Origin of the sequence: Streptomyces sp. NPDC059828, assembly GCF_042731955.1 — a bacterium.
Taxonomy (GTDB): Bacteria; Actinomycetota; Actinomycetes; order Streptomycetales; family Streptomycetaceae; genus Streptomyces.
Window position 1 is genome coordinate 1 of record NZ_JBHWIW010000042.1, and the last position, 24,900, is coordinate 24,900.

At 69.6% G+C, this 24,900-nt stretch carries 24 protein-coding genes, 1 pseudogene and 1 riboswitch; of the genes and pseudogenes, 18 read left to right on the plus strand and 7 right to left on the minus strand.

From position 1 onward, the window contains the following. From ACFV6V_RS23260 to gcvT, 5 genes and pseudogenes are all read right to left on the minus strand, one after another. A pseudogene (locus ACFV6V_RS23260) lies at positions 1–215 on the minus strand (Bcr/CflA family drug resistance efflux transporter); the annotation flags it as partial. Positions 216–396: 181 nt separating this feature from the next. After that, positions 397–1,764, minus strand: coding sequence for an L-serine ammonia-lyase (locus tag ACFV6V_RS23265; protein ID WP_385568135.1), 1,368 nt, complete (start codon positions 1,762–1,764; stop codon positions 397–399). A 138-nt stretch (positions 1,765–1,902) separates the two neighbouring features. Continuing rightward, positions 1,903–3,162, minus strand: a complete 1,260-nt coding sequence (gene glyA / locus ACFV6V_RS23270) for a serine hydroxymethyltransferase (protein WP_385568137.1) — start codon at positions 3,160–3,162, stop codon at positions 1,903–1,905. Between the two features lie 35 nt (positions 3,163–3,197). After that, entirely contained in the window at positions 3,198–3,572 is a 375-nt protein-coding gene (gcvH, locus tag ACFV6V_RS23275) for a glycine cleavage system protein GcvH (protein ID WP_385568140.1), read from the minus strand. Positions 3,573–3,634: 62 nt separating this feature from the next. Continuing rightward, the gene (gene gcvT / locus ACFV6V_RS23280; protein WP_385568142.1) at positions 3,635–4,759 is read right to left on the minus strand and encodes a glycine cleavage system aminomethyltransferase GcvT; all 1,125 of its coding nucleotides are present in this window, start codon (positions 4,757–4,759) and stop codon (positions 3,635–3,637) included. Between the two features lie 159 nt (positions 4,760–4,918). Beyond that, positions 4,919–5,045, minus strand: a riboswitch (glycine riboswitch). A gap of 129 nt (positions 5,046–5,174) precedes the next feature. Between gcvT and ACFV6V_RS23285 the strand changes: the two genes are divergently transcribed. The 11 genes from ACFV6V_RS23285 to ACFV6V_RS23335 all read left to right on the plus strand — a co-directional run bounded on the left by ACFV6V_RS23285 (position 5,175) and on the right by ACFV6V_RS23335 (position 16,315). Beyond that, on the plus strand, positions 5,175–5,882 hold the full coding sequence (locus ACFV6V_RS23285; RefSeq protein ID WP_385568145.1) for an AAA family ATPase: 708 nt from the start codon (positions 5,175–5,177) through the stop codon (positions 5,880–5,882). 250 nt (positions 5,883–6,132) lie between these two features. Further along, complete coding sequence (locus tag ACFV6V_RS23290) at positions 6,133–6,885, plus strand: enhanced serine sensitivity protein SseB (protein ID WP_385568148.1); 753 nt, start codon at positions 6,133–6,135, stop codon at positions 6,883–6,885. Positions 6,886–6,967: 82 nt separating this feature from the next. After that, positions 6,968–7,783 carry an enhanced serine sensitivity protein SseB C-terminal domain-containing protein gene (locus ACFV6V_RS23295; RefSeq protein ID WP_385568149.1) on the plus strand — a complete coding sequence of 272 codons (816 nt, stop codon included), beginning with the start codon at positions 6,968–6,970 and terminating at the stop codon, positions 7,781–7,783. Between the two features lie 227 nt (positions 7,784–8,010). After that, positions 8,011–9,678, plus strand: coding sequence for an ABC transporter substrate-binding protein (locus ACFV6V_RS23300; protein ID WP_385568152.1), 1,668 nt, complete (start codon positions 8,011–8,013; stop codon positions 9,676–9,678). Between the two features lie 107 nt (positions 9,679–9,785). Beyond that, the gene (locus ACFV6V_RS23305) at positions 9,786–10,784 is read left to right on the plus strand and encodes an ABC transporter permease (protein ID WP_385568155.1); all 999 of its coding nucleotides are present in this window, start codon (positions 9,786–9,788) and stop codon (positions 10,782–10,784) included. Then, positions 10,781–11,743: an ABC transporter permease gene (locus tag ACFV6V_RS23310; protein WP_385568158.1), complete on the plus strand. Its 963-nt coding sequence runs from the start codon at positions 10,781–10,783 to the stop codon at positions 11,741–11,743. The genes ACFV6V_RS23305 and ACFV6V_RS23310 overlap by 4 nt, the downstream gene beginning before the upstream one ends. A 4-nt stretch (positions 11,744–11,747) precedes the next feature. Then, positions 11,748–12,740: an ABC transporter ATP-binding protein gene (locus ACFV6V_RS23315; RefSeq protein ID WP_385568161.1), complete on the plus strand. Its 993-nt coding sequence runs from the start codon at positions 11,748–11,750 to the stop codon at positions 12,738–12,740. Further along, complete coding sequence (locus ACFV6V_RS23320) at positions 12,737–13,813, plus strand: ABC transporter ATP-binding protein (RefSeq protein ID WP_385568163.1); 1,077 nt, start codon at positions 12,737–12,739, stop codon at positions 13,811–13,813. Before ACFV6V_RS23315 ends, ACFV6V_RS23320 begins: the two co-directional genes overlap by 4 nt. 313 nt (positions 13,814–14,126) lie before the next feature. Further along, positions 14,127–14,810, plus strand: coding sequence for a trimeric intracellular cation channel family protein (locus ACFV6V_RS23325; protein WP_385568166.1), 684 nt, complete (start codon positions 14,127–14,129; stop codon positions 14,808–14,810). A gap of 25 nt (positions 14,811–14,835) precedes the next feature. Beyond that, the gene (locus ACFV6V_RS23330; RefSeq protein ID WP_385568168.1) at positions 14,836–15,711 is read left to right on the plus strand and encodes a thioesterase family protein; all 876 of its coding nucleotides are present in this window, start codon (positions 14,836–14,838) and stop codon (positions 15,709–15,711) included. An 88-nt stretch (positions 15,712–15,799) separates the two neighbouring features. Further along, entirely contained in the window at positions 15,800–16,315 is a 516-nt protein-coding gene (locus tag ACFV6V_RS23335) for a hypothetical protein (RefSeq protein WP_385568171.1), read from the plus strand. Between the two features lie 20 nt (positions 16,316–16,335). Here the strand turns inward: ACFV6V_RS23335 and ACFV6V_RS23340 are convergent, their stop codons facing one another. Beyond that, positions 16,336–17,004, minus strand: a complete 669-nt coding sequence (locus tag ACFV6V_RS23340; RefSeq protein ID WP_385568174.1) for a TetR family transcriptional regulator — start codon at positions 17,002–17,004, stop codon at positions 16,336–16,338. Positions 17,005–17,099: 95 nt separating this feature from the next. Here ACFV6V_RS23340 and ACFV6V_RS23345 point away from each other — a divergent pair, with 95 nt between their 5' ends. The 3 genes from ACFV6V_RS23345 (at position 17,100) to ACFV6V_RS23355 (ending at position 18,837) form a co-directional block, all read left to right on the plus strand. After that, complete coding sequence (locus tag ACFV6V_RS23345) at positions 17,100–17,258, plus strand: hypothetical protein (protein ID WP_361289225.1); 159 nt, start codon at positions 17,100–17,102, stop codon at positions 17,256–17,258. A 16-nt stretch (positions 17,259–17,274) separates the two neighbouring features. After that, entirely contained in the window at positions 17,275–17,550 is a 276-nt protein-coding gene (locus ACFV6V_RS23350; RefSeq protein WP_361289222.1) for a DUF4190 domain-containing protein, read from the plus strand. A 123-nt stretch (positions 17,551–17,673) separates the two neighbouring features. After that, complete coding sequence (locus ACFV6V_RS23355; protein ID WP_385568176.1) at positions 17,674–18,837, plus strand: cysteine desulfurase family protein; 1,164 nt, start codon at positions 17,674–17,676, stop codon at positions 18,835–18,837. A gap of 60 nt (positions 18,838–18,897) precedes the next feature. On the opposite strand, the gene ACFV6V_RS23360 is transcribed toward ACFV6V_RS23355, so the two are convergent. Further along, positions 18,898–19,569, minus strand: a complete 672-nt coding sequence (locus ACFV6V_RS23360; protein ID WP_385568179.1) for an N-acetylmuramoyl-L-alanine amidase — start codon at positions 19,567–19,569, stop codon at positions 18,898–18,900. Between the two features lie 95 nt (positions 19,570–19,664). Between ACFV6V_RS23360 and mnmA the strand changes: the two genes are divergently transcribed. The 4 genes from mnmA to ligA all read left to right on the plus strand — a co-directional run bounded on the left by mnmA (position 19,665) and on the right by ligA (position 24,868). Beyond that, the gene (gene mnmA, locus ACFV6V_RS23365) at positions 19,665–20,792 is read left to right on the plus strand and encodes a tRNA 2-thiouridine(34) synthase MnmA (RefSeq protein WP_385568181.1); all 1,128 of its coding nucleotides are present in this window, start codon (positions 19,665–19,667) and stop codon (positions 20,790–20,792) included. Positions 20,793–20,940: 148 nt separating this feature from the next. Continuing rightward, positions 20,941–21,630: an SDR family oxidoreductase gene (locus ACFV6V_RS23370; RefSeq protein ID WP_385568184.1), complete on the plus strand. Its 690-nt coding sequence runs from the start codon at positions 20,941–20,943 to the stop codon at positions 21,628–21,630. After that, positions 21,627–22,646, plus strand: coding sequence for a methionine synthase (locus ACFV6V_RS23375; RefSeq protein ID WP_385568186.1), 1,020 nt, complete (start codon positions 21,627–21,629; stop codon positions 22,644–22,646). The genes ACFV6V_RS23370 and ACFV6V_RS23375 overlap by 4 nt, the downstream gene beginning before the upstream one ends. Positions 22,647–22,681: 35 nt before the next feature. Next, positions 22,682–24,868, plus strand: a complete 2,187-nt coding sequence (gene ligA, locus ACFV6V_RS23380) for an NAD-dependent DNA ligase LigA (protein ID WP_385568188.1) — start codon at positions 22,682–22,684, stop codon at positions 24,866–24,868. The last annotated feature ends 32 nt before the right edge of the window (positions 24,869–24,900 follow it).

Consider the following 24,900-nt stretch of genomic DNA (forward strand, 5'->3'; position numbering starts at 1 on the left):
CCGGCCAGGCAAGCCGTCAACGTGAGCTGAATCGTCGCCGCCGACGCATTCAACGCCCCCGTCACCTGAGGCAGCGCCGGAAGGTACATGTCCATCGACAACGGCGGCAACGCCGTCAACCCACCCAATACAAGAACCACCAGGAACCCCACACGACGCGCACCCACCACACTGTGCTGGGACTGATCTTGTGTGGCCGTGCCGCTTGCCGGCATCAACGTCTCCGGTTCATGAAGTCGACCTGCGCAAACGTGCAGGATCACGGTCGAGTGCCCGCCGCGCGTACACCGCATGAGGCAGCGGACAATTTCCAGCCGAAGGTACTTCCGGGTGATGAGCAGGCGCGAGAGTAGAGATCACTCAACCGTGCGCGGTGTTCCGAGGAGGCTGCTTCCCTCAGCACTCGATGATGTTCACCGCGAGCCCGCCCCGGGCCGTCTCCTTGTACTTGACGGACATGTCCGCGCCGGTGTCCTTCATGGTCTTGATGACCTTGTCCAGCGAGACCTTGTGGCTGCCGTCGCCGCGCATCGCCATCCTGGCCGCCGTGACCGCCTTCACCGCGGCCATGCCGTTGCGCTCGATGCACGGGATCTGGACCAGACCGCCCACCGGGTCGCAGGTCAGGCCCAGGTTGTGCTCCATGCCGATCTCCGCGGCGTTCTCCACCTGCTCGGGGGAGCCGCCGAGGACCTCGGCGAGTGCGCCGGCGGCCATGGAGCAGGCCGAGCCGACCTCGCCCTGGCAGCCGACTTCGGCGCCGGAGATGGAGGCGTTCTCCTTGAAGAGCATGCCGATCGCGCCCGCGGCGAGCAGGAAGCGGACCACGCCCTCCTCGTCGGCGCCCGGGACGAAGTTCATGTAGTAGTGCAGGACGGCCGGGATGATGCCCGCGGCGCCGTTCGTGGGGGCGGTGACGACACGGCCGCCCGCCGCGTTCTCCTCGTTCACCGCCATCGCGTAGAGCGTGATCCACTCCATCGCGAGGGCCAGCGGGTCGCCCTCGGAGCGGAGCTTGCGCGCGGTGGTGGCGGCGCGCCTGCGAACCTTGAGGCCGCCCGGCAGGATGCCCTCGCGGGACATTCCGCGCGAGACGCAGGCCTGCATGACCCGCCAGATGTCCAGCAGCCCCTCGCGAATCTCGTCCTCGGTGCGCCACGCCTTCTCGTTCTCCAGCATCAGCGCGGAGATCGACAGGCCCGTGTCGCGGGACAGCCGCAGCAGCTCGTCACCGGTGCGGAAGGGGTACTTCAGCACGGTGTCGTCGAGCTTGATCCGGTCCTCGCCGACCGCGTCCTCGTCCACGACGAAACCGCCGCCGACCGAGTAGTAGGTCTTCTCCAGCAGCGTGGCGCCCTCGGCGTCGTAGGCCCACAGGGTCATGCCGTTGGCGTGGTACGGGAGGGCCTTGCGGCGGTGCAGGACCAGGTCCGCGTCGAAGTCGAAATCGATCTCGTGCACCCCGAGCAGGTTGATCCGCCGGCCGCTTCTGATCTGCTCGACCCGGTCGTCGGCCGACTCGACGTCGACGGTGCGGGGCGACTCGCCCTCCAGGCCGAGCAGAACGGCCTTCGGGGTGCCGTGGCCGTGACCGGTCGCGCCGAGTGAGCCGTACAGCTCGCCGCGGACCCTCGCGGTGTGGGCGAGCTGGCCCTCGTTCTTCAGACGGCGGGCGAACAGGGCGGCCGCCCGCATCGGGCCGACCGTGTGGGAGCTGGACGGGCCTATGCCGATCGAGAACAGGTCGAAGACCGAGATGGCCACGGTGGTACTCCTTGCGGGTGGTAGACGCCGTTGTCTGCCAGGGTCGTGCAGAAAAACAAACGTTGAGGGGCGTGGTACGGGGCACCGCATTCACCGAAAGTGCTCGCGATGCCCCGTTCAGTTATTCACGTCTGGCTGTTACAGCCCAGGGTAAAGCGGGTGCTTCGCGGCGAGCGCCGTCACCCGTGCGCGCAGCGCCTTGGCGTCGTAGGACGGCTTCAGCGTCTCGGCGATGATGTCCGCCACCTCGCGGAAGTCCTCGGCCTGGAAACCCCGGGTCGCGAGGGCCGGCGTGCCGATCCGCAGCCCCGAGGTGACCATCGGCGGGCGCGGGTCGTTCGGGATGGCATTGCGGTTGACCGTGATGCCGACCTCGTGGAGGAGGTCCTCGGCCTGCTGGCCGTCGAGCTCGGAGTTCCGCAGGTCGACCAGGACCAGGTGCACGTCCGTGCCGCCGGACAGGACCGAGACACCGACCTTCGCCACATCTTCCTGGACCAGGCGCTCGGCGAGGATCCGCGCGCCTTCCAGCGTGCGCTGCTGGCGCTCCTTGAAGTCCTCGGAGGCCGCGACCTTGAAGGAGACCGCCTTGGCCGCGATGACATGCTCCAGCGGACCGCCCTGCTGACCGGGGAAGACCGCGGAGTTGATCTTCTTGGCCAGCTCGGAGGTGCACAGGATCACACCGCCGCGCGGACCGCCCAGAGTCTTGTGGGTGGTCGTGGTCACGACGTGGGCGTGCGGCACCGGGTTGGGGTGCAGACCCGCGGCGACCAGGCCCGCGAAGTGGGCCATGTCGACCATCAGATACGCGCCGACCTCGTCCGCGATACGGCGGAAGGCGGCGAAGTCCAGCTGACGCGGGTACGCCGACCAGCCGGCCACGATCAGCTTGGGCTTGGACTCCTTGGCGAGCCGCTCGACCTCGGCCATGTCGACCTGGCCGGTGGCGTCGTCCACGTGGTAGGCCACCACGTTGTAGAGCTTGCCGGAGAAGTTGATCTTCATTCCATGGGTCAGGTGCCCGCCGTGCGCGAGGTTCAGACCCATGATCGTGTCGCCCGGCTTCAGCAGCGCGAACATCGCCGCCGCGTTGGCCTGGGCACCCGAGTGCGGCTGCACGTTGGCGTGCTCGGCGCCGAACAGCGCCTTGACGCGGTCGATGGCGATCTCTTCGACCACGTCGACGTGCTCGCAGCCGCCGTAGTAGCGGCGGCCCGGGTAGCCCTCGGCGTACTTGTTGGTCAGGACGGAGCCCTGGGCCTCCATGACCGCGACCGGAGCGAAGTTCTCCGAGGCGATCATCTCGAGGGTGGACTGCTGGCGGTGGAGCTCGGCGTCGACGGCGGCGGCGACGTCCGGGTCGAGCTCGTGCAGGGGAGTGTTCAGAAGCGACATCACGCGATCCCTTGTGGCTGTGGCCTGGTCGTGGGTCAGCTGGCGAACTCGGTGTACTCGTCGGCGGAGAGCAGGTCGGCCGGCTCGTCCGCGACGCGTACCTTGAACAGCCAGCCACCCTCGAACGGAGCGGTGTTCACCAGCGACGGGTCGTTCACGACGTCGTCGTTGACCTCGGTGACCTCGCCGGACACCGGGGAGTACAGGTCGCTGACCGACTTGGTCGACTCCAGCTCACCGCAGGTCTCGCCCGCGGTCACCGTGTCGCCGAGCTCGGGGAGCTGGACGTAGACGACATCGCCGAGTGCGTTCGCCGCGTGCTCCGTGATGCCGACCGTCGACACGCCGTCCTCGGCGGCCGACAGCCACTCGTGCTCCTTGCTGTAGCGCAGCTGCTGGGGGTTGCTCATGGCTGAATTCTCCTGTACGCGGGGAAGTGCTGCTGACGGGGGCTGCCGGAGGCAGCAGGGGTCTACTTCTGGCGCTTGTAGAAGGGGAGCGCGACGGCCTCGTACGGCTCATGGGTACCGCGGATGTCGACGCCCACACCCGCGCTGCCGGGCGCGGCGTGCGCAGCGTCCACGTAGGCCATGGCGATCGGCTTGCCCAGGGTGGGGGAGGGAGCGCCGGAGGTGACCTCGCCCACCACCTCGCCGTCCACGACCACCGACATCCCGGCGCGCGGCACCCGGCGGCCCTCGGCGATCAGCCCGACCAGCTTGCGCGGCGGGTTCGCGGCGGCGCGCTCCGCGGCGGCCTCGAGGGCGCTCCGGCCCACGAAGTCGCCCTCCTTCTCGAACTTCACGACCCGGCCCAGGCCCGCGTCGAACGGGGTGAGCGAAGTGGTCAGCTCATGTCCGTACAGCGGCATGCCCGCCTCCAGACGCAGCGTGTCGCGGCAGGACAGGCCGCAGGGCACGAGACCGACGGGCTCGCCGGCCTCGGTCAGCGCCCGCCACAGCTTCTCGGCGTGCCGCGGTTCGACGAAGAGCTCGAAACCGTCCTCGCCGGTGTAGCCGGTACGGGCGATCAGCGCGGGCACTCCGGCGACGGTGCCGGGCAGGCCCGCGTAGTACTTCAGTCCGTCCAGATCGGCGTCGGTGAGCGACTTCAGGATGCCGGGAGACTCCGGGCCCTGGACCGCGATCAGCGCGTAGGCGTCGCGGTCGTCGCGTACGGCCGCGTCGAATCCCCCGTGAGCCCCGGCGCGAGCGGTCAGGGCGTCCAGCACGATCTGCGCGTTGGAGGCGTTGGCGACGACCATGTACTCCTGCTCGCCGAGCCGGTAGACGATCAGGTCGTCGAGGATCCCGCCGTCCTCCTGGCAGATCATCGTGTAGCGCGCCCGGCCGACACCGACCCCGCCGATGTTGCCGACCAGCGCGTAGTCCAGAAGGGCGGCGGCCTGTGGTCCGGTCACCGTGATCTCGCCCATGTGCGACAGGTCGAAGAGACCGGCTTTGGTGCGCACGGCGTTGTGCTCGTCGCGCTCGCTGCCGTACCGCAGCGGCATGTCCCAGCCGGCGAAGTCGGTCATGGTCGCGCCCAGCGAACGATGCAGGGCGTCGAGGGCCGTGTGACGGGGGGTGGTGCTCATTGGATAGGACTCCCAGGGCATGACTGGCGAGGACGATCCTCCCCATCTGTCATGAAACCTGAGAGGTTCGTCATGGCCCTGTGTACACGGCGTACACGCGGGGCATGACTTGCACCTTGGGTGGAGCCGCAGGGTCTGCGGCCCGCTTTTCAGATCTGCCTCATCCTCGCGGTACGGGGCCTGAGAGATTCAAGGGAGGGACTTGCTCCTTCGGCGCCCGGTATCCGTTCACGGTGACTGTATGTACACACGTTGACGGCGACCGGGACTCTCCCGCGCGGATTCAAGCGGCCGGTATGCAGTTGGCGGGCTCATCATTGCACGGGTGTCACGATCGGCAAATCACTTGATGGTCATTACCTTTTCTTTAGGCTTCTTGGGCAGGGTCTCATGCGACCCGACAAGGGGGAGTGCGATGACGTTGGAGCAGCCAGGTGCCTCGATGACGACAACACCGGGAGTGTCCACCGGGACCAGGGTGTCCGTGCCCGTGCGGGTACGCGGGCTCCTGGGCGTGGGCGCCCACGCGCCCGCTGCCCCCCGGCCGGTGGTGCGGGATCTGCGGGAGCGCGCCGGGCGGAGCCCCCGCGGCCTGGAGTTCGCGCACGGGGACGTGGTGGTGATCTCCGGCCTGCCCGGAAGCGGCAAGTCCACCCTGATCCGGCGCGCCGCGGACGGCGGCGGGATCGACTCCCAGGACACCCGCGACCGCTGGGGCGCCCGGATGCCCCGGCTGCTGCCGTATGCGGTGTACCGCCCCCTGGTCCGTGCCGCCCATTACGCGGGCCTGTGGCGTGCGCTGCGCTCGGGCTCCGGGGTGATCGTGCACGACTGCGGTACCCAGTCCTGGGTCCGCCGCTGGCTGGCCCACGACGCGCGGCGCCGAGGCAGAGCCCTGCATCTGCTCCTGCTGGACGTCACCCCGGCCGTCGCCCGCGCGGGCCAGCGCGAGCGCGGCCGCGGCGTCTCTCCGTACGCCTTCCACCGCCACCGGCGCGCGGTCTCCCGGCTGGTGCGGGACGCCGAGCGGGGCCGGCTCCCGGCGGGGTGCGCGTCCGCGACCCTGCTGGACCGGGACGCGGCGACGGTGCTGAAGCGGATCGGCTTCGGCAAGCGCGACTGAGACCCCGGGCAGCAGACGTTCCCGGTCCCGCGTCCCCTTTCCCGTTTCCCGCGCCGTTGCCGTTCGCCGTTCCCGCGCCGCTGCCGGGCGTACGCCGCTCCCGGCCCCACGCCCGTTCGAGCGGGTACCCGTTCGTGCGCCGCCGTGCCCCGGCCGCCTTACGCCATTACGGTTACTCTGCTGGCGCAGGACGGTGCAGAACGGCGCAGACACGCCGCCCGATCCGGGCAGACGGGGAAGCAGGGACGTAGTGGACACGACATGGCCCTCCAATGAGCTGGAGGAGGTGCTGGCCGCATCCGTCGGGATGCCCGGCGCGGGCGGCCGGCTCGTCGAGGTGCTCGGCCGCAGCCACGTCTGGGTGCCCCTGCCCAACGGAGGCGGACCCGACAGCCCCAGTCTCGATCTGCCCACGCTGGAGATCGACGGGGCGCCGTACGTGCCCGTCTACAGCTCCCACCAGCAGTTCGTGCAGTGCCTGGGGGAGCACATGTCCGGCACCGTGGCCCCGACGACCGAGTTCGCCCGCGGGCTGCCGCCCCAGCTGGGCATCGTCGTGAACCCTGGCGGCGCCGTCGGCGTACCGCTGCCGCCACCCGCCGTCGCCGAGCTGTGCAGGGCCGGCCGTACTCCCCTGGACGGTCCCGCGAGCGGAGGCCGGGTGCGGCTGTTCGAGCCGGACTGGCAGGAGGAGCCCATCGACTTCCTCGCCGCCGCGGCGGGAGAGTTCGAGGAGACCGGCGTCGTGCAGACCGCCCGCCGGGTCCTGGCGAGCATCGAGGGCGAGGCGCCGACGCTGTTCATCGGGGTGCAGATGTCCGCCTGGGAGGGCCAGCACCGCACCGCCCCGATGGACGCGCTCGGCCGCGCGCTGGGCCGGGTCCCCGTGCGGTGGCCGGTCAACCTGGTTCTGCTGGACGTCGCCCAGGACCCCGTGGGCGACTGGATGCTGAACAGGGTGCGGCCCTTCTACACCAGGCAGTACCCCCAGTCGTACGCATAGTCGCGCGGCAGGCGTCCGGCCGGTGTGGGTACGGCCGCATAAGCTGGTTTCCAAAGGCGGATCGAAGAGGGGCGGGATCCAAGTGAGTGCGTCAGGCACTGCGGCGGCCGGGCAGGTCGAGCACATGCTGCGCCAGGTGACGCCCGGGCGCTACGACGCCTACGAGGCGCTGCTGCACGCACTCGCCGACCCCGCGGCCGGCCGGCTCTGGATGCTGCTGTGGCACGGCCAGCCCGGCTCCCCCGACGCCCAGTACGGAAACATGGAGATCGACGGCCAGCTCTACGCCCCGTGTGTCACCTCCACCCAGGAGCTCGCCGCCTCCGGATGGAACCGCGCGCACGAGGTCATCGGCGCTCCGGACATCGCCCGCGCACTCTTCCCCGACCGCTACGGCGTCTGGCTCAACCCGCATGCCCCGGGGGGCGGCGTCGGCATCCCCTGGCCCGATCTGCGCCGGATCGCCACCGGTCTCGACCGCATGCCCGCAGGTCCCCTGCGGCTGACCGAACCGGCCATCGAGCTCCCGCAGTTCTACGCGCTGCTCACGCAGAACGCCCACCGCACCCCCGCGATCCGCTCGCTGCGCAGGGTCTGGGTGCAGCCCGCACTCGGTGCCCCGTATCTCGCCATCGGTCTCGATCTGTACGACACGGGGCAGCAGTCCGTCGAGAGCGTGCGGGCGATGATGCAGCAGTCGATCGCCGCGGTGCCGGACGGACTCCCCGTCTCCACGGTCGCCATGTCCGATGAGTACGACCCTGTGACGATGTGGCTGCGGGCCAATGCCCGCCCGTTCTACGACCGAGAGGCGCACGGCGCACCGGCCCAGCAGCCCGGTTACGGCTTTCCGCCCCCCGGCCCCGCGGGCGGCCCGGCTCCCGCGCAGTATCGCTGACCTGCTGGTCGGCGGCGCCCTGCGCCGTGTCCCCGCCCGGCATCTCCCCAACGTTGCTCTGTGTCGGGGAAGTTAAAAGAAGCGCTGCGATGTCCCGCATCCGCCCGTTTTGCCAAGTGTCCGGGTCTCAGCTCGGTATCACCGCTATACGGACTGTTCTCTGTCCTGACATGCGTGAGTAGTGTTCGGCCGGTCAAGACCACACATGGCGACCCAGGGGTGGACCCATGCGAATATTCAAGTCCCGGTCTGTTCGGGCGATGACGGCGGTCCTTGCGGTCGGCCTGATCGCCACCGGCTGCTCGAGCGAGCGCGGCAAGGACGGCGACAAGGGTGCGGGGGACACCTTTGTCTTCGGTGCTCCGGGTGACCCGAGCTCCCTCGACCCGGCCCTCGCGAGCGACGGTGAGACCTTCCGGGTCACCCGCCAGGCGTTCGAGGCGCTGCTGGAGCACGAGTCCGGCGGCAGCAAGCTCGTCGGCGGTCTCGCCGAGAAGTGGTCCAGCGACCCGGCCGGCAAGGTCTGGACCTTCAACCTGCGCAAGGGCGTGAAGTTCCACGACGGCGAGGCGTTCAACGCCGCCGCGGTCTGTGCCAACTACGACCACTGGTTCAACTGGAAGGGTACCTACCAGTCGAGCTCGGTCTCGTACTACTGGCAGAGCATCATGGGCGGGTTCAAGGCGAACGAGGACAAGGAAGCGCCGAAGGCGAACTACAAGTCCTGCACCGCCAAGGACGAGAACACCGCGGTCATCGAGGTCAACGAGCCCTCTGCCAACCTGCCCGGTGGCTTCTCGCTCCAGGCCCTCGCCATCCACTCGCCGAAGGCGATCAAGGAGTACGAGAAGCAGGGCGCGAGCGCCAAGGGCGACGCCATCACGTACCCCAAGTACAGCCAGGAGGCCGGCACGGTCGCCGGCACCGGTCCGTACAAGATCACGAAGTGGAACAAGGGCAACAAGGAAGTGTCCCTTGAGCGCTTCGACGACTACTGGGGCGAGAAGGCGAAGGTGAAGAAGCTCGTCTTCCGCACCATCAGTACCGAGGACGGCCGTCGCCAGGCCCTCCAGGCCAATGACATCCAGGGCTACGACCTGGTCGCGCCCGCGGACATCAAGACGCTGGAGAACGCCGGCTTCGAGGTGCCGACCCGTGACGTCTTCAACATCTTCTACCTCGGTATGTCCCAGGAGAAGAACCCGGCGCTGAAGAAGCCCGCCGTCCGGCAGGCCATCGCCCACGCCATCGACCGCGAGAACCTGGTCAAGACCCAGCTGCCCGAGGGTGGAAAGGTCGCGACCCAGTTCATGCCCGACACGGTCGCCGGGTACTCGGAGAACGCGAAGAAGTACGCCTTCGACACCGCCAAGGCCAAGTCGCTGCTGGCGTCGGCCAAGGAGAGCAGCCTCTCGGTCGAGTTCTGCTACCCGACCGAGGTCACCCGCCCGTACATGCCCGCCCCGCAGGACATCTTCGAGCTGATCAAGGCCGACCTGGAGAAGGCCGGCATCAAGGTCACCCCGAAGCCGATGAAGTGGGCCCCGGACTACCTGGACGCCACCGAGGCCGGCTCCTGCGCCCTGCACATGCTGGGTTGGACCGGTGACTTCAACGACGGCTACAACTTCATCGGCACCTGGTTCGCCGGGTACGACAAGCAGTGGGGCTTCAAGGACGCCAAGGTCTTCGACGCGGTGAAGGTCGCCTCCCTCGAGCCCGACCCGGCCAAGCGTACGGAGCTCTACAAGAAGGCCAACGAGACCATCATGGACTACCTGCCGGGTGTCCCGCTGTCCTCGTCGCCGCCCGCGATCGCGTTCGGCAAGAACATCAACCCGCCGAAGGTCTCCCCGCTGACGCAGGAGAACTTCGCCGAGCTGTCCTTCAAGTAGCACACCGCATGGGGGTCCGCCCGGCTCACGAAACACCGTGAGCCGGGCGGACCCGCATCCCATTTCCGTACCACTCGCACAACACACGCAAGAAAGGGGCATGCGGGGTGTTGCGACTCGTCGTACGACGACTGTTTCAGCTGATACCCACCCTGCTCGGCCTGTCGGTTCTGCTCTTCATATGGCTGAACCGGCTGCCCGGCGGACCCGCCTCAGCGATCCTGGGGGAGCGGGCGACCGAAGCCGATGTGGCACGCATCAACCGGGCGCTCGGGCTCGATCAGCCGCTCTACGTCCAATACGGCCGCTTCCTCAAGCGGATCTTCGAACTCGACCTCGGCACCTCCACCCAGACCGGGCAGCCGGTATGGGACGAATTCGTCCTGCGCTTCCCCGCCACGGTCGAACTCAGCATCGCCGCCATGGTGATCGCCACCGCGATCGGCATCCCACTCGGCTACCTCGCCGCCCGCAAGCGCGGGGGCTGGCTGGACGTGGCCTCGGTATCCAGCTCCCTGCTCGGGATCTGCATCCCGGTCTTCTTCCTCGCTCAGTTGCTCAAGAGCGCCTTCGGTGAAACCTTCGGGACGTTCGGCCGCCTCTCCAGCGGAATGGACGCCACGTCCGTGACCGGCCTGGCAGTCCTCGACGGCCTCCTCACCGGCGAGTTCGACGCCTCCCTCGACGCGCTCAAGCATCTGGTACTGCCCGGCATCGCGCTCGCCTCCATCCCGCTCGCGGTCATCGTCCGGATGACCCGTGCCAGCGTGCTGGAGGTACTCGGCGAGGACTACGTCCGCACCGCCGAGTCCAAGGGCCTGGAGCGGAAGGTGGTCCGCGGCCGGCACATCCTGCGCAACGCGCTGCTGCCGGTGGTCACCACGATCGGTCTGCTCACCGGCAGCCTGCTCTCGGGCGCGGTGCTCACCGAGTCCGTGTTCGGCTTCGGAGGCATCGGCGAGTTCATCCGCAAGGCCATCGACGCCCGCGACTATCCGGTGCTCGTCGGCTTCATCATGTTCATCGCGGTGGTGTACGTCCTGATCAACCTGGTGGTCGATCTCGCGTACAGCGTCATTGATCCGAGGGTGCGGGTGGACGGATGAGTCTGGCAACCACCAAGACGTCAAAGATCGACCGGCTCGCGGAACTCACCGCAGAGACCGAGGCCACGAGTGGCGCGAGCCTGTGGCGTGAGGCCTTCCGCCGACTGCGCGGCAACAAGGCGGCGATCATCGGTGCCGTGATCATCGTGGCGTTCGTCGTGCTCGCGATCGTCGGCCCCTGGATCGCCCCGCACGCACCCACCGACCAGGCCTGGCGCGGCGAGGTCTTCCCCAACAAGGGTGAGTTCGTCGGCGCGCGCCCGGAGAACTGGTTCGGCCTGGACCACCTGGGCCGTGACCTCTTCTCCCGGATGCTCGTCGGCGCCCGTCAGACACTGCTCGTCGGTGTGGTGTCGATGCTCATCGGCCTGATCATCGGTGCCGTGATCGGTGCCGTGTCCGGTGCCGCGGCCACCCTCGGTGGGCGCCCGGGGCGGCGCTTCGACGACGCCATCATGCGCATCACCGACATCATGCTGGCGCTGCCCTCGCTGCTGCTGGCCGTGTCCATCGCCGCGGTGATGGGGCAGTCGCTGACCACCGTGATGATCGCCGTCGGTGTCGTGCAGATCCCCATCTTCGCCCGGCTGCTGCGCGGTTCGATGCTCGCGCAGGGCGGCAGCGACTATGTGCTGGCCGCGCGTTCGCTCGGCATCCGCAAGCGGCGCATCGTGCTGACGCAGATCATGCCCAACTCGCTGAGCCCGGTGATCGTCCAGGCGACGCTGAGCCTCGCCACCGCCATCATCGAGGCCGCCGCGCTGTCCTACCTCGGCCTCGGCAACCCGGATCCGGCGGTCCCGGAGTGGGGTGTGATGCTCTCCCAGGCACAGCGCTTCTTCGACAACGAGCCGATGATGTCGATGTATCCCGCGGTCGGCATCATCATCACGGCCCTCGGCTTCACTCTGCTCGGCGAGGCCCTGCGCGAAGCCCTCGACCCGAAGCTGCGAGGTTGATGTCATGCCACTGCTCAACGTGGACGAACTCACCGTCACCTTCGGCGGACGTGGACGTCAGGACGTCAGGGCGGTCAACGGAGTCTCGTTCTCCGTCGACCAGGGTCAGGTCGTCGGCCTGGTCGGAGAATCGGGCTGCGGCAAGTCCGTCACCTCGCTGGCACTCATGGGCCTGCTCCCGAGCAAGGGTGTCACCCTTGGCGGGCGCGCCGACTTCGACGGCGTCGATCTGCTGTCGCTGAGTCCCCGCAAGATGCGGGACCTGCGCGGCAGCAAGATGGCGATGATCTTCCAGGATCCGCTCTCCTCGCTGAACCCCGTCGTTCCCATCGGGGTGCAGGTCACCGAGATCCTCCAGCGCCACCGGGGCCTGAAGGGCGAGGCTGCCCGCAAGGAAGCCGCGCACCTGCTGGACCGGGTCGGCATTCCCGACCCGACCCGGCGGCTCAAGGAGTACCCGCACCAGCTCTCCGGCGGCATGCGCCAGCGCGCCCTCATCGCCATGGCGGTGGCGTGCGCGCCCCGGCTGCTCATCGCCGACGAGCCGACCACCGCCCTGGATGTCACCATCCAGGCGCAGATCCTGGAACTGCTCAAGGAGCTGGTCGACCAGGAGGGCACCGCGCTGCTGATGATCACCCATGATCTGGGTGTCGTCGCCGGCCTGTGCGACCAGGTCAATGTGCTGTACGCGGGCAAGGCCGTCGAATCGGCGGGCAGGCGTGAGCTTTTCGCGCACCCCACGCACCCGTACACCCATGGACTGCTGGGCTCCATCCCACGGCTCGACGCGCCGCGCGGCGAGCCGCTCAACCCCATCCGCGGATCCATCAACGACCAGATCGCCTGGGCCGAGGGCTGCGCCTTCGCCCCGCGCTGCGACCGCTACGAGATGGACTGCCTGACCGGCACGCCCCAACTGACCGAACCCCGCGAGCCCGGACACCAGGCCCGCTGCGTCAACCCGGTCCTGGCCACCACGGAGGTCCCGGCATGAGTCTGCTCGAGCTCGATGGAGTGAAGGTCCACTTCCCCGTCAGGAAGGGACTTCTCTTCAACCGCACGGTCGGCCATGTCTACGCCGTCGACGGGATCTCGCTCTCGGTCGAGGCGGGCCAGACCTATGGTCTCGTCGGTGAGTCGGGCTGCGGCAAGACCACGCTGGGGCGTGCGGTGCTGCGGCTCGTGGATGTCACCGACGGCAAGGTCGTCCTCGACGGCACGGATGTGGCGAAGCTCCCCGAGAAGGAACTGCGCACCTTCCGGCGGCGGCTCCAGATGGTCTTCCAGGACCCGCTGGGCAGTCTCAACCCCCGGCAGAACATCGAGTCGATCCTGTCCGAGGGCATGGCCGCGCACGGGATCGGTGCGAACCAGGATGCACGCCGGGAGAAGATCAAGGAGATCCTGGCGAAGGTCGGGCTTCCGGCGAACGCGCTGTCCCGCTACCCGCACGAGTTCTCCGGCGGTCAGCGCCAGCGTATCGGGATCGCCCGGGCCCTGGTGCTCGAACCGGACGTGATCATCTGCGACGAGCCGGTGTCCGCGCTGGACGTGTCCATCCAGGCGCAGGTCATCAACCTCCTGGAGGAACTCCAGGAGTCCATGGGCCTGACGTATCTCGTCATCGCCCACGACCTCGCGGTCGTGCGGCACATCTCGGACGTCATCGGTGTCATGTACCTGGGCTCTCTGGTGGAGGAGGCACCCAGCGACGTGCTGTACGCGGAGCCGAAGCACCCGTACACCAAGGCGCTGATGTCGGCGGTGCCGGTGCCGGACCCGGAGGTGGAGGACCGCCGCGAGCGGATCCTGCTCCGGGGGGACCTGCCGTCCCCCGCGAACCCTCCTGCGGGATGCCGCTTCCACACCCGCTGCCCCTGGGCTCAGGACCGCTGCGCGAAGGAGCGCCCCGAGCTGACGGACACCGGGGACGGCCACAAGGTGGCCTGTCACTTCACTGCGGAGATCGCCTCGGGCGAGCTGGCCCGCACATCCGGCGAGGTGGTCCCCGCGACCCGTGAGGGCGTGGAGGACGCGAAGCCCTCCGAGGAGCCTGTCGCGAAGTAGCGTGCGGGGTGCGGTGCACCGGGCAGGCCCCGGTGCACCTCACCCGGCCGTGTCGGTCGCGGACATGGGCTCGGGCGCGGCCCCCACGGCAACCTCGCGGGCACGGGCAGCCCTTGCACCCGGTCCGTCCGGCGCCGGAGTGCGGACACACCGGGCACGCGGGGCACCGCCACGGGGTGCGCCGCGCGGCCCGCCCGCAGCGCAGATCGACGGGGCCCACGGGGCTTGCGCACCGCGGAACCCGTCCGCAGCCACGGGGGTGCGGGCGCACCGGCAACCACCCCCGCCGGAGGCGACCCGCACAATTAGGGGCGTGCTCCAGGAACTGTTCACCCCCTCCGTCCAACACGCGCTCGACCTCGTCGGCATCTTCGTCTTCGCCATCTCCGGCGCTCTCCTCGCCGTGCGCAAGAACTTCGACGTCTTCGGCATCGCCGTCCTCGCGGAGAGCACCGCACTGGGCGGCGGGCTCTTCCGGGACCTGGTCATCGGGGCGGTGCCGCCCGCCGCGTTCACGGATCTCGGCTACTTCCTGATGCCGCTCGTCGCCGCCGCGCTCGTCTTCTTCCTGCATCCGGAGGTCGAGCGCATCCAGGGTTCGGTCAATGTCTTCGACGCCGCCGGTCTCGGGCTCTTCTGTGTCACGGGCACGACGAAGGCGTACGAGTACGGTCTCGGGCTGACCTCCTCCGCTGTGCTCGGGCTCGCCACCGCCGTCGGGGGCGGTGTGCTGCGCGACGTGCTGGCCAACGAGGTGCCTTCGCTGCTGCGCTGGGACCGGGATCTGTATGCCGTCCCGGCGATGGTGGGCGCCACGATGGTGGCGCTCTGCATCAGGTTCGACGCGCTGAACGCCCTCACCAGTGGGCTCGCCGTGGTGACCGCCTTCGTGCTGCGGCTGCTCGCCATGCGCTTCCACTGGCGGGCGCCGCGCGCATGGAACCGCAGGTCGGCGGCCACTGAGACGGAGGAGACACCCAGAAAAGCTACCGCTTAGTAGTTTACTGCTGTACGGTCGCGGCATGGCACAGGTGGCACAGGTGGCACAGGCAACCATTGGGGACAGCGAGTTCGACCGCGATACCGCTGTCACCCTGCAAGACCCGGACGTCCCGGGCGTGTACCGCGCGGAGCTCTCCGCCGGCTGGACGATCATCCGGGCCGTCAACGGCGGCTATCTTCTGGCGACCCTCGGGCGTGCGCTCGGTGACGCCCTGCCGCACCCGGACCCCTTCTCGGTCTCGGCCCACTACCTGAGCCCCTCCGAACCCGGTCCCGCGGTGATCCGCACGGAGATCGTCCGTACCGGACGCACCCTCTCCACGGGCCAGGCCTCGCTCGTTCAGTACGCGGAGGACGGCACCGAGGTCGAGCGGATCCGCGTCCTCGCCACCTACGGCGACCTGGACCAGCTGCCCGACGACGTCCGTACGACCGCGAAGCCCCCGGCCATCCCGCCGTACGAGCTCTGTCTGGGGCCGGCCGACGGTCCCGCGTCCGATGCCATACCCGGCGCCACGGACATCACCGAGCGGCTGAACATCAGGCTCGACCCCGCCACCGTCGGCTGGGCCGTGGGCGCCCCGTCCGGCAAGGGTGAGATGCGCGGCTGGTTCGGGCTGGCCGACGGCCGGGACGCGGACCCGCTGTCGCTGCTGCTGACGGTCGACGCGCTGCCGCCGACCGCCTTCGAGATCGGCATCCAGGGATGGACCCCGACCGTCGAGCTCACCACCCACATCCGGTGCCGCCCGGCTCCCGGACCGCTGCGCGTCGCCATCACCACCCGCAATCTCGCGGGCGGCTTCCTGGAGGAGGACGCCGAGGTCTGGGACAGCGCCGACCGGCTGGTCGCCCAGTCCCGCCAGCTGGCCAAGGTGCCGCTGCCCAGGCACTGAGGTCCACAGGCGCGCCCGGCCACCCGGCCGGGTGCGTGAGGAGTGTCGATCCTCCGGGGTGACCGCGTCCCCGTGCGACGCTCGCCCGATGGATGTCAGTACGTTCTACGCGCTCTTCGCGGCCACCTGCTTCACGCTGGTGGGCCTGTGGTGGAACGTGGTTCAGGGGCATGCCGACTGGATGCGCCTGCCGCCGCTGCGCCGGATCGTCGGCGGCATCTATCTCTCCTTTCTGCTGCCCGCGTTGATGGGCCTGTTCGCCCAGGTCGGCGGGAGTGAGGCGCCGGGGCTCTGGCGGGCGAGCTTCGTCGTGCTCGCGGTGGTCGGCTGCGTGTCGACGCTGCGGCTGCTCGCACGCGGGCGCCGGGACGACGCTTCCGGGTTGCTCAGCCCGGCCATGGGTGCGGCGGCCGGTATCTATGTGCTCATCGCCGTGGTGGGCGCGGCGCCCGGGGTCGCCGGTGCCATCGGTCTCTCGGGGCTCCAGGCCGAAGCCCTGCTGCTGATCCTGCTGGTCATGCTGGGGCACGGCCTGGTGTGGCGCTTTATGGCGGGGGTCGGCCGGTCCGCCGATACGGGAGATCGCAGCCCCGCCCACGACTGACCGGGCAAGGGGCCCGGGGGTCAGTCGTGGGCTCCGAAGACGTCGTCCTCCAGCCAGTGGCGGCGGCCGAGCGTGACGATCCGCAGGCGGTTGCGGGCGGTACGGGCGATCTCCTGCTCGTCCGCCGCCCCCGGATCGCCGCTCGTCTCCGCCTCGTACGCCGACAGGAACGCCGACGCCGTGAGCACCATGTGCTCGACACAGAGTCCCGCCAGCATGTGCAGGTCCGCGTCCGTCCAGCCCTGGGACCCCGGTTCCGCGGCGAACGCCCTGGCCACCTCGTCGGTGAACGCGTCGAGTTGGGTCGCGATGGCAGCGCGTACCCGTCCGGATCCGCCGTGCCGCTCGCGCGCGATGAAGCGGAAGTGGGCAGGCTGGGTGCGGACATGGCGCGCGATGAGGTCCACCGTGCGGGTAATGCGCACCTCCGCGTCCCCTGTCTCCGCGAGCAGCTCGGCGACCAGTCCGTGCAGGCTGCCGAGCGCTTCCTCGACCAGGGCCACACCGAGCTCCGCGAGGTCCGTGAAGTGCCGGTAGAACGCCGCCGGTGCCACGCCCACCGCCCTGGTCACCTCACGCAGGCCGAGGCTGCTGAGGCTCTGGTGCTCCAGCAGCCGCAGGGCGGCGTCCAGGAGCGCCTGACGCGTCTTCAACTTCTGGGTCTGGCGGATTCCGGCGGTGTGACTCATGCCATTCAGTAAACATGTGTTCGCCGACTCTGGGAATACTAGACTGGGAAGTCAGTGAACAGTTGTACTCTCATCCGTTCAGTGAAAGGCTGATCATGATCGCCCTCGTTGCCGCGCTGCTTCTCCTGGGACTGCTCCTGGGCACCGTGGCACAGATCCCGCTTCCCGCGTCCGCCGCAGCCGCCACCCTCATCGGTCTCTGGCTGCTCGTCTTCGCCGTACGCGAGCGCCGCGCGCGCCGCCGTACCCACTGACATAGGGAGCAGGACCATGGAACTCGTTTCTCCTACCCGACGGTTCACCAGCAGCAAGCGCGACGCCGACGGCATGGCCGTCGCCTCCTTCGTGCTCGGGCTGCTCGGCCTGCTGGTGATGAATGTGATCCTCGGCCCCTCCGCGATCGTCCTCGGCGGACTCGCTCTGCTGCGCGGCACCGCCCGCCGCGGGCGGGCCCTGCTCGGCCTCGGTCTCGGAATCGCCGACCTCGTCGTCTTCACGGTGCTCCTCGACGGCAGCGGCGCCGTCGTCTGGAGCTTCGGCGGCTGACCGCTCCACGGGCACCGGGCCGGGTGTTGCCGCGAAGTCCGGCCGGGTGCCCCTGCCCGGGTACGGACAGGGGCACCCGGCCGCACCGCCGGCCACCCCGTGGCTCGTAGAATCGTGGGCATCATGGCTTACCTCGACCACGCCGCGACCACTCCGATGCTTCCGGAAGCGATCGAGGCGATGACCGCCCAGCTCGCCGTCACCGGAAACGCCTCGTCGTTGCACGCCGCGGGCCGCCGGGCCCGCCGTACCGTCGAGGAGGCCAGGGAGGCACTCGCCGACGCGCTCGGAGCGCGTCCCAGCGAGGTTGTCCTCACCTCCGGTGGCACCGAGGCCGACAACCTCGCGGTGAAGGGCCTCTACTGGGCCCGTCGCAACGCCGACCCCCGTCGTACCCGGGTCCTGTCCAGCCCCGTCGAACACCACGCCGTGCTCGACGCCGTGCACTGGCTCGGCGAACACGAGGGCGCCACCATCGAGTACCTGCCGGTCGACCGGCACGGCCGGGTGCACCCCGACGCCCTGCGCGAGAGCATCGAGCGGGACCCCGGCGATGTCGCCCTCGTCACCGTGATGTGGGCCAACAACGAGATCGGCACGGTCCTGCCGATCCGCGAACTCGCCGATGTCGCTGCCGAATTCGGGGTCCCGATGCACTCCGACGCCGTGCAGGCGGTCGGGCAGCTCGATGTGGACTTCGGGGCGTCCGGCCTCGCCGCGATGACCGTGAGCGCCCACAAGATCGGCGGCCCCTACGGAATCGGTGCGCTGCTGCTCGGCCGGGAGTACACCCCCGTGCCGGTGCTCCACGGCGGCGGCCAGGAACGCCACGTACGCTCGGGCACCCTCGACGTGCCCGCCGTCGCCGCCTTCGCCGTGGCGGGCCGGCTGGCGGCAGAGCGGCGCGAGGACTTCGTACGCGAGGTGGGCTCCCTGCGGGACCGGCTGATCGGCTCCGTACGCACCGCCGTGCCGGACGCGATCCTCGGCGGCGACCCCGAGCACCGGCTCCCGGCCAACGCCCACTTCACCTTTCCCGGCTGTGAGGGCGATTCCCTCCTGCTGCTGCTCGACGCCCAGGGCATCGAGTGCTCCACCGGCTCCGCCTGCACGGCCGGGATCGCCCAGCCGAGCCATGTGCTGCTCGCCACCGGCGCGGACCCGGAGCTCGCCCGCGGGACGCTCCGTTTCAGCCTGGGCCACACCTCCACCCAGGAGGACGTGGAAGCACTGGCGAAGGCCATCGGCCCGGCGGTCGAGCGGGCGCGCACGGCGGGACTCACCTAGCGGCGGGATTCACCTCACGGACGGATTCACGTCACGGCGGGACCCAGCACACGGCGGTTCTCACTTGGAGGAGGCCGACTCGATCTGCGTCCGAGCCGAGCGCACCATCCGCAGATAGCGGTGCCAGTCCCAGTGCGGGCCCGGATCGGTGTGGTCCGTGCCGGGCACCTCCACATGGCCGACGATGTGCTCCCGGTCCACAGGGATCCCGTACCGCAGGCAGATCCCGGCCGTCAGCCGCGCCGATGCCGCGTACATCGTGTTCGTGAAGTCCCGGGGCCGGTCGACGAAGCCCTCGTGCTCGATCCCGATGCTGCGCTCGTTCATCGAGCGGTTCCCGGAGTGGTAGGCCACATCGAGCTCGCGGATCATCTGGGCGATCCGCCCGTCCTTGCCCACCACATAGTGCGCCGCCGCGCGGTGGCCCGGGTCCTTGAAGACCTTCAATGCGGTCGCGTAGCTGCCCTGGACGACATGGATCACGACCCGGTCGATCGTGAAGTCGTCCGGGCGGTCGGCTCTGCGCCAGTTGGCCCGGGATGCCGCCGTCCACAGCGCCCCCGGGTGGTCGAGCTCGCCCTCCACCCGCTTCTTCTCCACTCCGGGCAGCCGCCACCACAGGCGTCTGAGCTCGTCATGGGCCGCCACACCCGTGCCCACGAGCGCGGCTCCGCCGCCGATCAGCACCGCCCTGCGTCCGACGCCGCGCCGCGCGTCCCCACTACCGCCCATGCCACCCCTACGCCGATCGCTCCCTGCCCCTCTCAGCTTCTGGAACGCTTACTCCCGAGTCGGTGGTTCCCGGGGCCCCGTACTCTGGTAGGGCTATGACTCAGACCCCATCACGTCCGCTCCGTGTGCTCGCCGCCATGTCCGGCGGTGTGGACTCCGCTGTCGCCGCCGCCCGCGCCGTCGAGGCCGGGCACGACGTCACCGGCGTGCACCTGGCGCTCTCCGCGAACCCGCAGTCCTTCCGCACCGGCGCGCGCGGCTGCTGCACCATCGAGGACTCGCGCGACGCGCGCCGCGCCGCCGACGTCATCGGCATCCCCTTCTATGTGTGGGATCTCGCCGAGCGCTTCCGCGAGGACGTCGTGGAGGACTTCATCGCGGAGTACGAGGCGGGCCGTACGCCGAACCCCTGCCTGCGCTGCAACGAGAAGATCAAGTTCGCTGCGCTGCTCGACAAGGCTCTGGCACTCGGATTCGACGCCGTGTGCACGGGCCACTACGCCACGGTGGTCCTCAGGGCGGACGGCATCCGGGAGCTGCACCGGGCGAGCGACATGGCCAAGGACCAGTCGTACGTGCTGGGCGTGCTCGACGAGAAGCAGCTCGCCCACGCGATGTTCCCGCTCGGCGACACCCTCACCACCAAGGACGAGATCCGCGCGGAGGCCGAGCGGCGTGGGCTCGCGGTGGCGAAGAAGCCCGACAGCCACGACATCTGCTTCATCGCCGACGGCGACACCCAGGGCTTCCTGGCCTCCCGCCTCGGCAAGGCGGAGGGCGACATCCTGGACGAGTCCGGTACGAAGCTGGGGACCCACGACGGCGCGTACGGCTTCACCATCGGCCAGCGCAAGGGCCTGCGCATCGGTCACCCCGCGCCCGACGGCAAGCCGCGCTATGTCCTGGACATCTCACCCGTCAACAACACCGTCACAGTGGGCCCGGCCGAGGCACTCGCGGTCAGTGGCCTGACCGCGATCAAGCCCCGCTGGTGCGGCACCGCCCCGCAGGGCCCGGGTGTCTACACCGCCCAGCTGCGCGCCCACGGCGGCGAGACCGAGGTCACCGCCGAGCTGAGCGGCGGTGAGCTGCGGGTGAGCTTCGCCGAGCCGGTGCACGGGGTGGCCCCCGGACAGGCGATCGTGCTGTACGACGGCACGCGCGTGGTCGGATCGGCGACGATCGCGACGACGGCACGACGAGGGGCCGGCGCGGTCGCGTAGGCCGTGCCACCCCCCCTGCTCCGCTGCTTCATGACGTACTCGACGAAGGACGTCACGAAGCAGCCCTCCGGCAGCGGAGCAGCGCCGACCGCTCCCGGACAGGACCTGGAGGCATGGCCGGGCTTGCGGTGATGCGAGCATTGCCCTCATGGCTACCCATCTGATCACCGGCGCGGGCTCCGGCATCGGCGCCGCCGTCGCGCGCCGACTGCACGAGCGCGGGGACGAACTCGTGCTGCTGGCACGTGACGCGGGACGCGCCAAGGAGTTCGCCCAGGCGTACCCCGGCGCCCGTACCCTCGTCGGCGACCTCGCCGCGCCCGACCGGCTCTCCTGGGCCTTCTCGCACCAGACCATGCCCGAGCGCCTGGACTCCCTGCTCCACATCGCGGGCGTCGTGGACCTCGGCGCGATCGGCGAGCTCACGCCGAAGACCTGGCACGCCCAGCTCGACGTGAACCTGGTGGGGCCGGCCGAGCTGACCCGGCTGACGCTGCCGCAGCTGCGGGCCGCTGAGGGCACGGTGATCTTCGTGAACTCGGGCGCGGGGCTCAACGCCCATGCGGGGTGGGGTGCGTACGCCGCCTCCAAGCACGGTCTCAGGGCGCTCGCCGACTCGCTGCGCCATGAGGAGAAGCCCAACGGCATCCGGGTCAGCTCCGTCTACCCGGGACGCACCGCGAGCCCGATGCAGGCCAAGGTGCACCAGCAGGAGGGCAAGGATTACGACCCGTCCCGGTGGATCGACCCTGAGTCGGTCGCGACCACGATCCTCACCGCCCTCGATCTGCCGCGTGACGCGGAGATCAACGATCTGACGGTGCGGCCGGGACGATGAGCGAGTCCAGCGACGACACCGCGGGGAGCTTCGTGTGGGGCAGGGCCACCGGCGTCGGCTCCATGCCGGGCGGCGACGCCCGCGAGGCGGCAAAGGCCGTCACCGGCTCCTTCGAGGACTTCCCGTATCTGCCCGAACTGCCCGCCCGTGGCCCCGGCGCGGACATGATCGGGCGGACGATCGGCCTGCTCGTGGAGATGTACGGGCATGTCGAGCCCAGCGGCTGGCGGGTCAGCGACCGGCCGGGGCGCGACACCCGGCGCGCCCGGTCCTGGCTCGGCGAGGACCTGGACGCGCTCGAGGAGTTCACCCAGGGGTACGAGGGCCCGCTGAAGGTCCAGGCCGTCGGGCCGTGGACACTGGCCGCCGCCCTGGAGCTCAGGAACGGCGAGGCGGCCCTGGGTGATCCGGGTGCCTGCCGCGATCTCGCGGCCTCGCTCGCCGAAGGGCTGCGCGGGCATCTCGCGGAGGTGCGGCGGCGTGTTCCGAGGGCACAGGTGGTGCTTCAACTGGATGAGCCGTCCCTGACCGCCGTGCTGAGCGGGCAGATCAGGACAGCCAGCGGCTACCGGACGCACCGGGCGGTGGACCGGCAGCTCGTCGAGAGCACGCTGCGAGAGGTGCGGGCGGTCACGGACGGTCCTGTGGTGGTGCACTCCTGCGCCCCGGACGTGCCGTTCGCCTTGCTGCGCCGGGCAGGGGCCACAGGAGTCTCGTTCGATTTCAGCCTGCTCACCGAGCGTCACGAGGAGGCGATCGGCGAGGCGGTCGAAGGCGGCATGAAACTCCTTGCCGGGGTCGTCCCGTCCACGGACGGTCCATTGTCAGACCCTGGCGGTAGCGTCATGGGTGTCAGGACGCTGTGGCGCAGGCTGGGGCTGAGTCCGGGGACTCTTGAGGGGTCTGTGGTAATCACTCCTTCGTGCGGGCTGGCGGGCGCTTCGCCCGCCTATGCGCGTGCGGCTCTCACGCACTGCGTCAGGGCGGCCAGATCGCTCGCGGACAACCCTGAGTAATGGACTCGGGGCTGAGGTAACGGGAGGACATCACGGTGGCTGTCGAACAGCAGGGGACGGTGCCCGCGGAGGCACGGGAGAACCACGCCCAGCTGGCGGAGCAGATCGAGGAGCACCGCTTCCGGTACTACGTGAAGGACCAGCCGGTCATCAGCGACGCCGAGTTCGACAAGCTGCTGCGGACGCTGGAGGCGCTGGAGGAGGAGTATCCGGAGCTGCGCACCCCCGACTCGCCGACCCAGAAGGTCGCGGGGGCGTACGAGACGGAGTTCACGGCAGTCGAGCACCGCGAGCGGATGCTGTCGCTCGACAACGCCTTCGACGACAAGGAGCTGGCGGGCTGGGCGGATCGGATCGCCAAGGAGGTCGGTTCGTCGGCGTACCACTTCCTGTGCGAGCTGAAGGTCGACGGTCTGGCGGTCAATCTGACGTACGAGAAGGGCAGACTGACCCGGGCGGCGACCCGTGGCGACGGCCGCACCGGCGAGGACATCACTCCGAACGTACGGACGATCAGGGACATCCCGGAGCGTCTGAAGGGCGACCGCATCCCGGATCTGGTCGAGATCCGCGGCGAGGTCTACTTCCCGATGGAGGCCTTCGAGGAGCTCAACGCCCGCCGGGTCGCGGCGGGGGAGCAGCCGTACGCCAACCCCCGCAACTCCGCGTCGGGTTCGCTGCGCCAGAAGGACCCGAAGGTGACCGCGACGCTTCCGCTGCACATGGTGGTGCACGGGATCGGCGCACGCGATGGCCTTGAGATCACCCGCCTGTCGCAGGCGTACGAGCTGCTGCACGAGTGGGGTCTGCCGACGGCCCGGCACAACAAGGTGGTCGGCTCCCTGGACGGGGTCCGCGAGTTCATCACGTACTACGGCGAGCACCGCCACTCCGTCGAGCACGAGATCGACGGCGTGGTCGTCAAGCTGGACGAGATCCCGCTCCAGGGCCGGCTGGGCTCGACTTCCCGGGCGCCGCGCTGGGCGATTGCCTGGAAGTACGCGCCGGAGGAGGTCAACACCAAGCTGGTCAACATCCGCGTGGGTGTGGGCCGCACGGGCCGCGTCACTCCGTACGCGCAGGTGGAGCCGGTCAAGGTGGCGGGCTCCGAGGTCGAGTTCGCCACGCTCCACAACCAGGAGGTGGTGAAGGCCAAGGGTGTGCTGATCGGCGACACCGTCGTGCTGCGCAAGGCGGGCGATGTCATTCCGGAGATCCTCGGGCCGGTGGTGGACCTGCGGGACGGCAGCGAGCGGGAGTTCGTGATGCCGGCCGAGTGTCCCGAGTGCGGCACGGCGCTGCGGCCGATGAAGGAGGGCGATATCGACCTCCGCTGCCCCAACAGCCGCAGCTGCCCTGCCCAGTTGCGTGAGCGGCTGTTCTATCTCGCCGGGCGCAAGTGCCTGGACATCGAGGCCTTCGGCTATGTGGCGGCGGCGGCGCTCACCAAGCCTCTGGAGCCGTCCGACCCTCCGCTGGCCGACGAGGGCGACCTGTTCGATCTGACCGTCGAGAAGCTGCTGCCCATCAAGGCCTATGTCCTGGACCAGGACAGCGGGCTGCCCAAGCGTGACCCGAAGACCGGCGAGGAGAAGATCGTCACCGTCTTCGCCAACCAGCTGGGCGAGCCGAAGAAGAACACCCTGGCGCTGCTGGAGAACATCGCGGCGGCCAAGGAGCGCCCCCTGGCCCGTGTCATCACGGGTCTGTCCATCCGTCATGTCGGCCCGGTCGCCGCCGAGGCGCTCGCCCGTGAGTTCCGCTCCATCGACCGGATCGAGCAGGCCTCCGAGGAGGAGCTGGCGGCGGTCGAGGGTGTCGGGTCGACCATCGCGGCCTCGCTGAAGCAGTGGTTCGAGGAGGGCTGGCACCGCGAGATCCTGCGTAAGTGGCGGGCCGCCGGCGTCCGGATGGAGGAAGAGGGGGCCGGTGAGGACGAGGGGCCGCGTCCGCTGGAAGGCCTCACGGTCGTCGTCACGGGCACCTTGCAGCACTACACGAGGGACGGCGCCAAGGACGCCCTTCAGAGCCTTGGGGCGAAGGTGACGGGGTCGGTCTCCAAGAAGACCTCCTTCGTGGTCGTCGGCGACAACCCCGGTTCGAAGTACGACAAGGCCATGCAGCTGAAGGTGCCGGTGCTCGACGAGGACGGCTTCGGTGTCCTGCTCGGACAGGGACCGGACGCCGCCCGCGAGGCCGCGATGCCGGCCGAAGAGCAGTAAGGGGGCGGGCGAACGGCCCCGGAGGGCGTCGC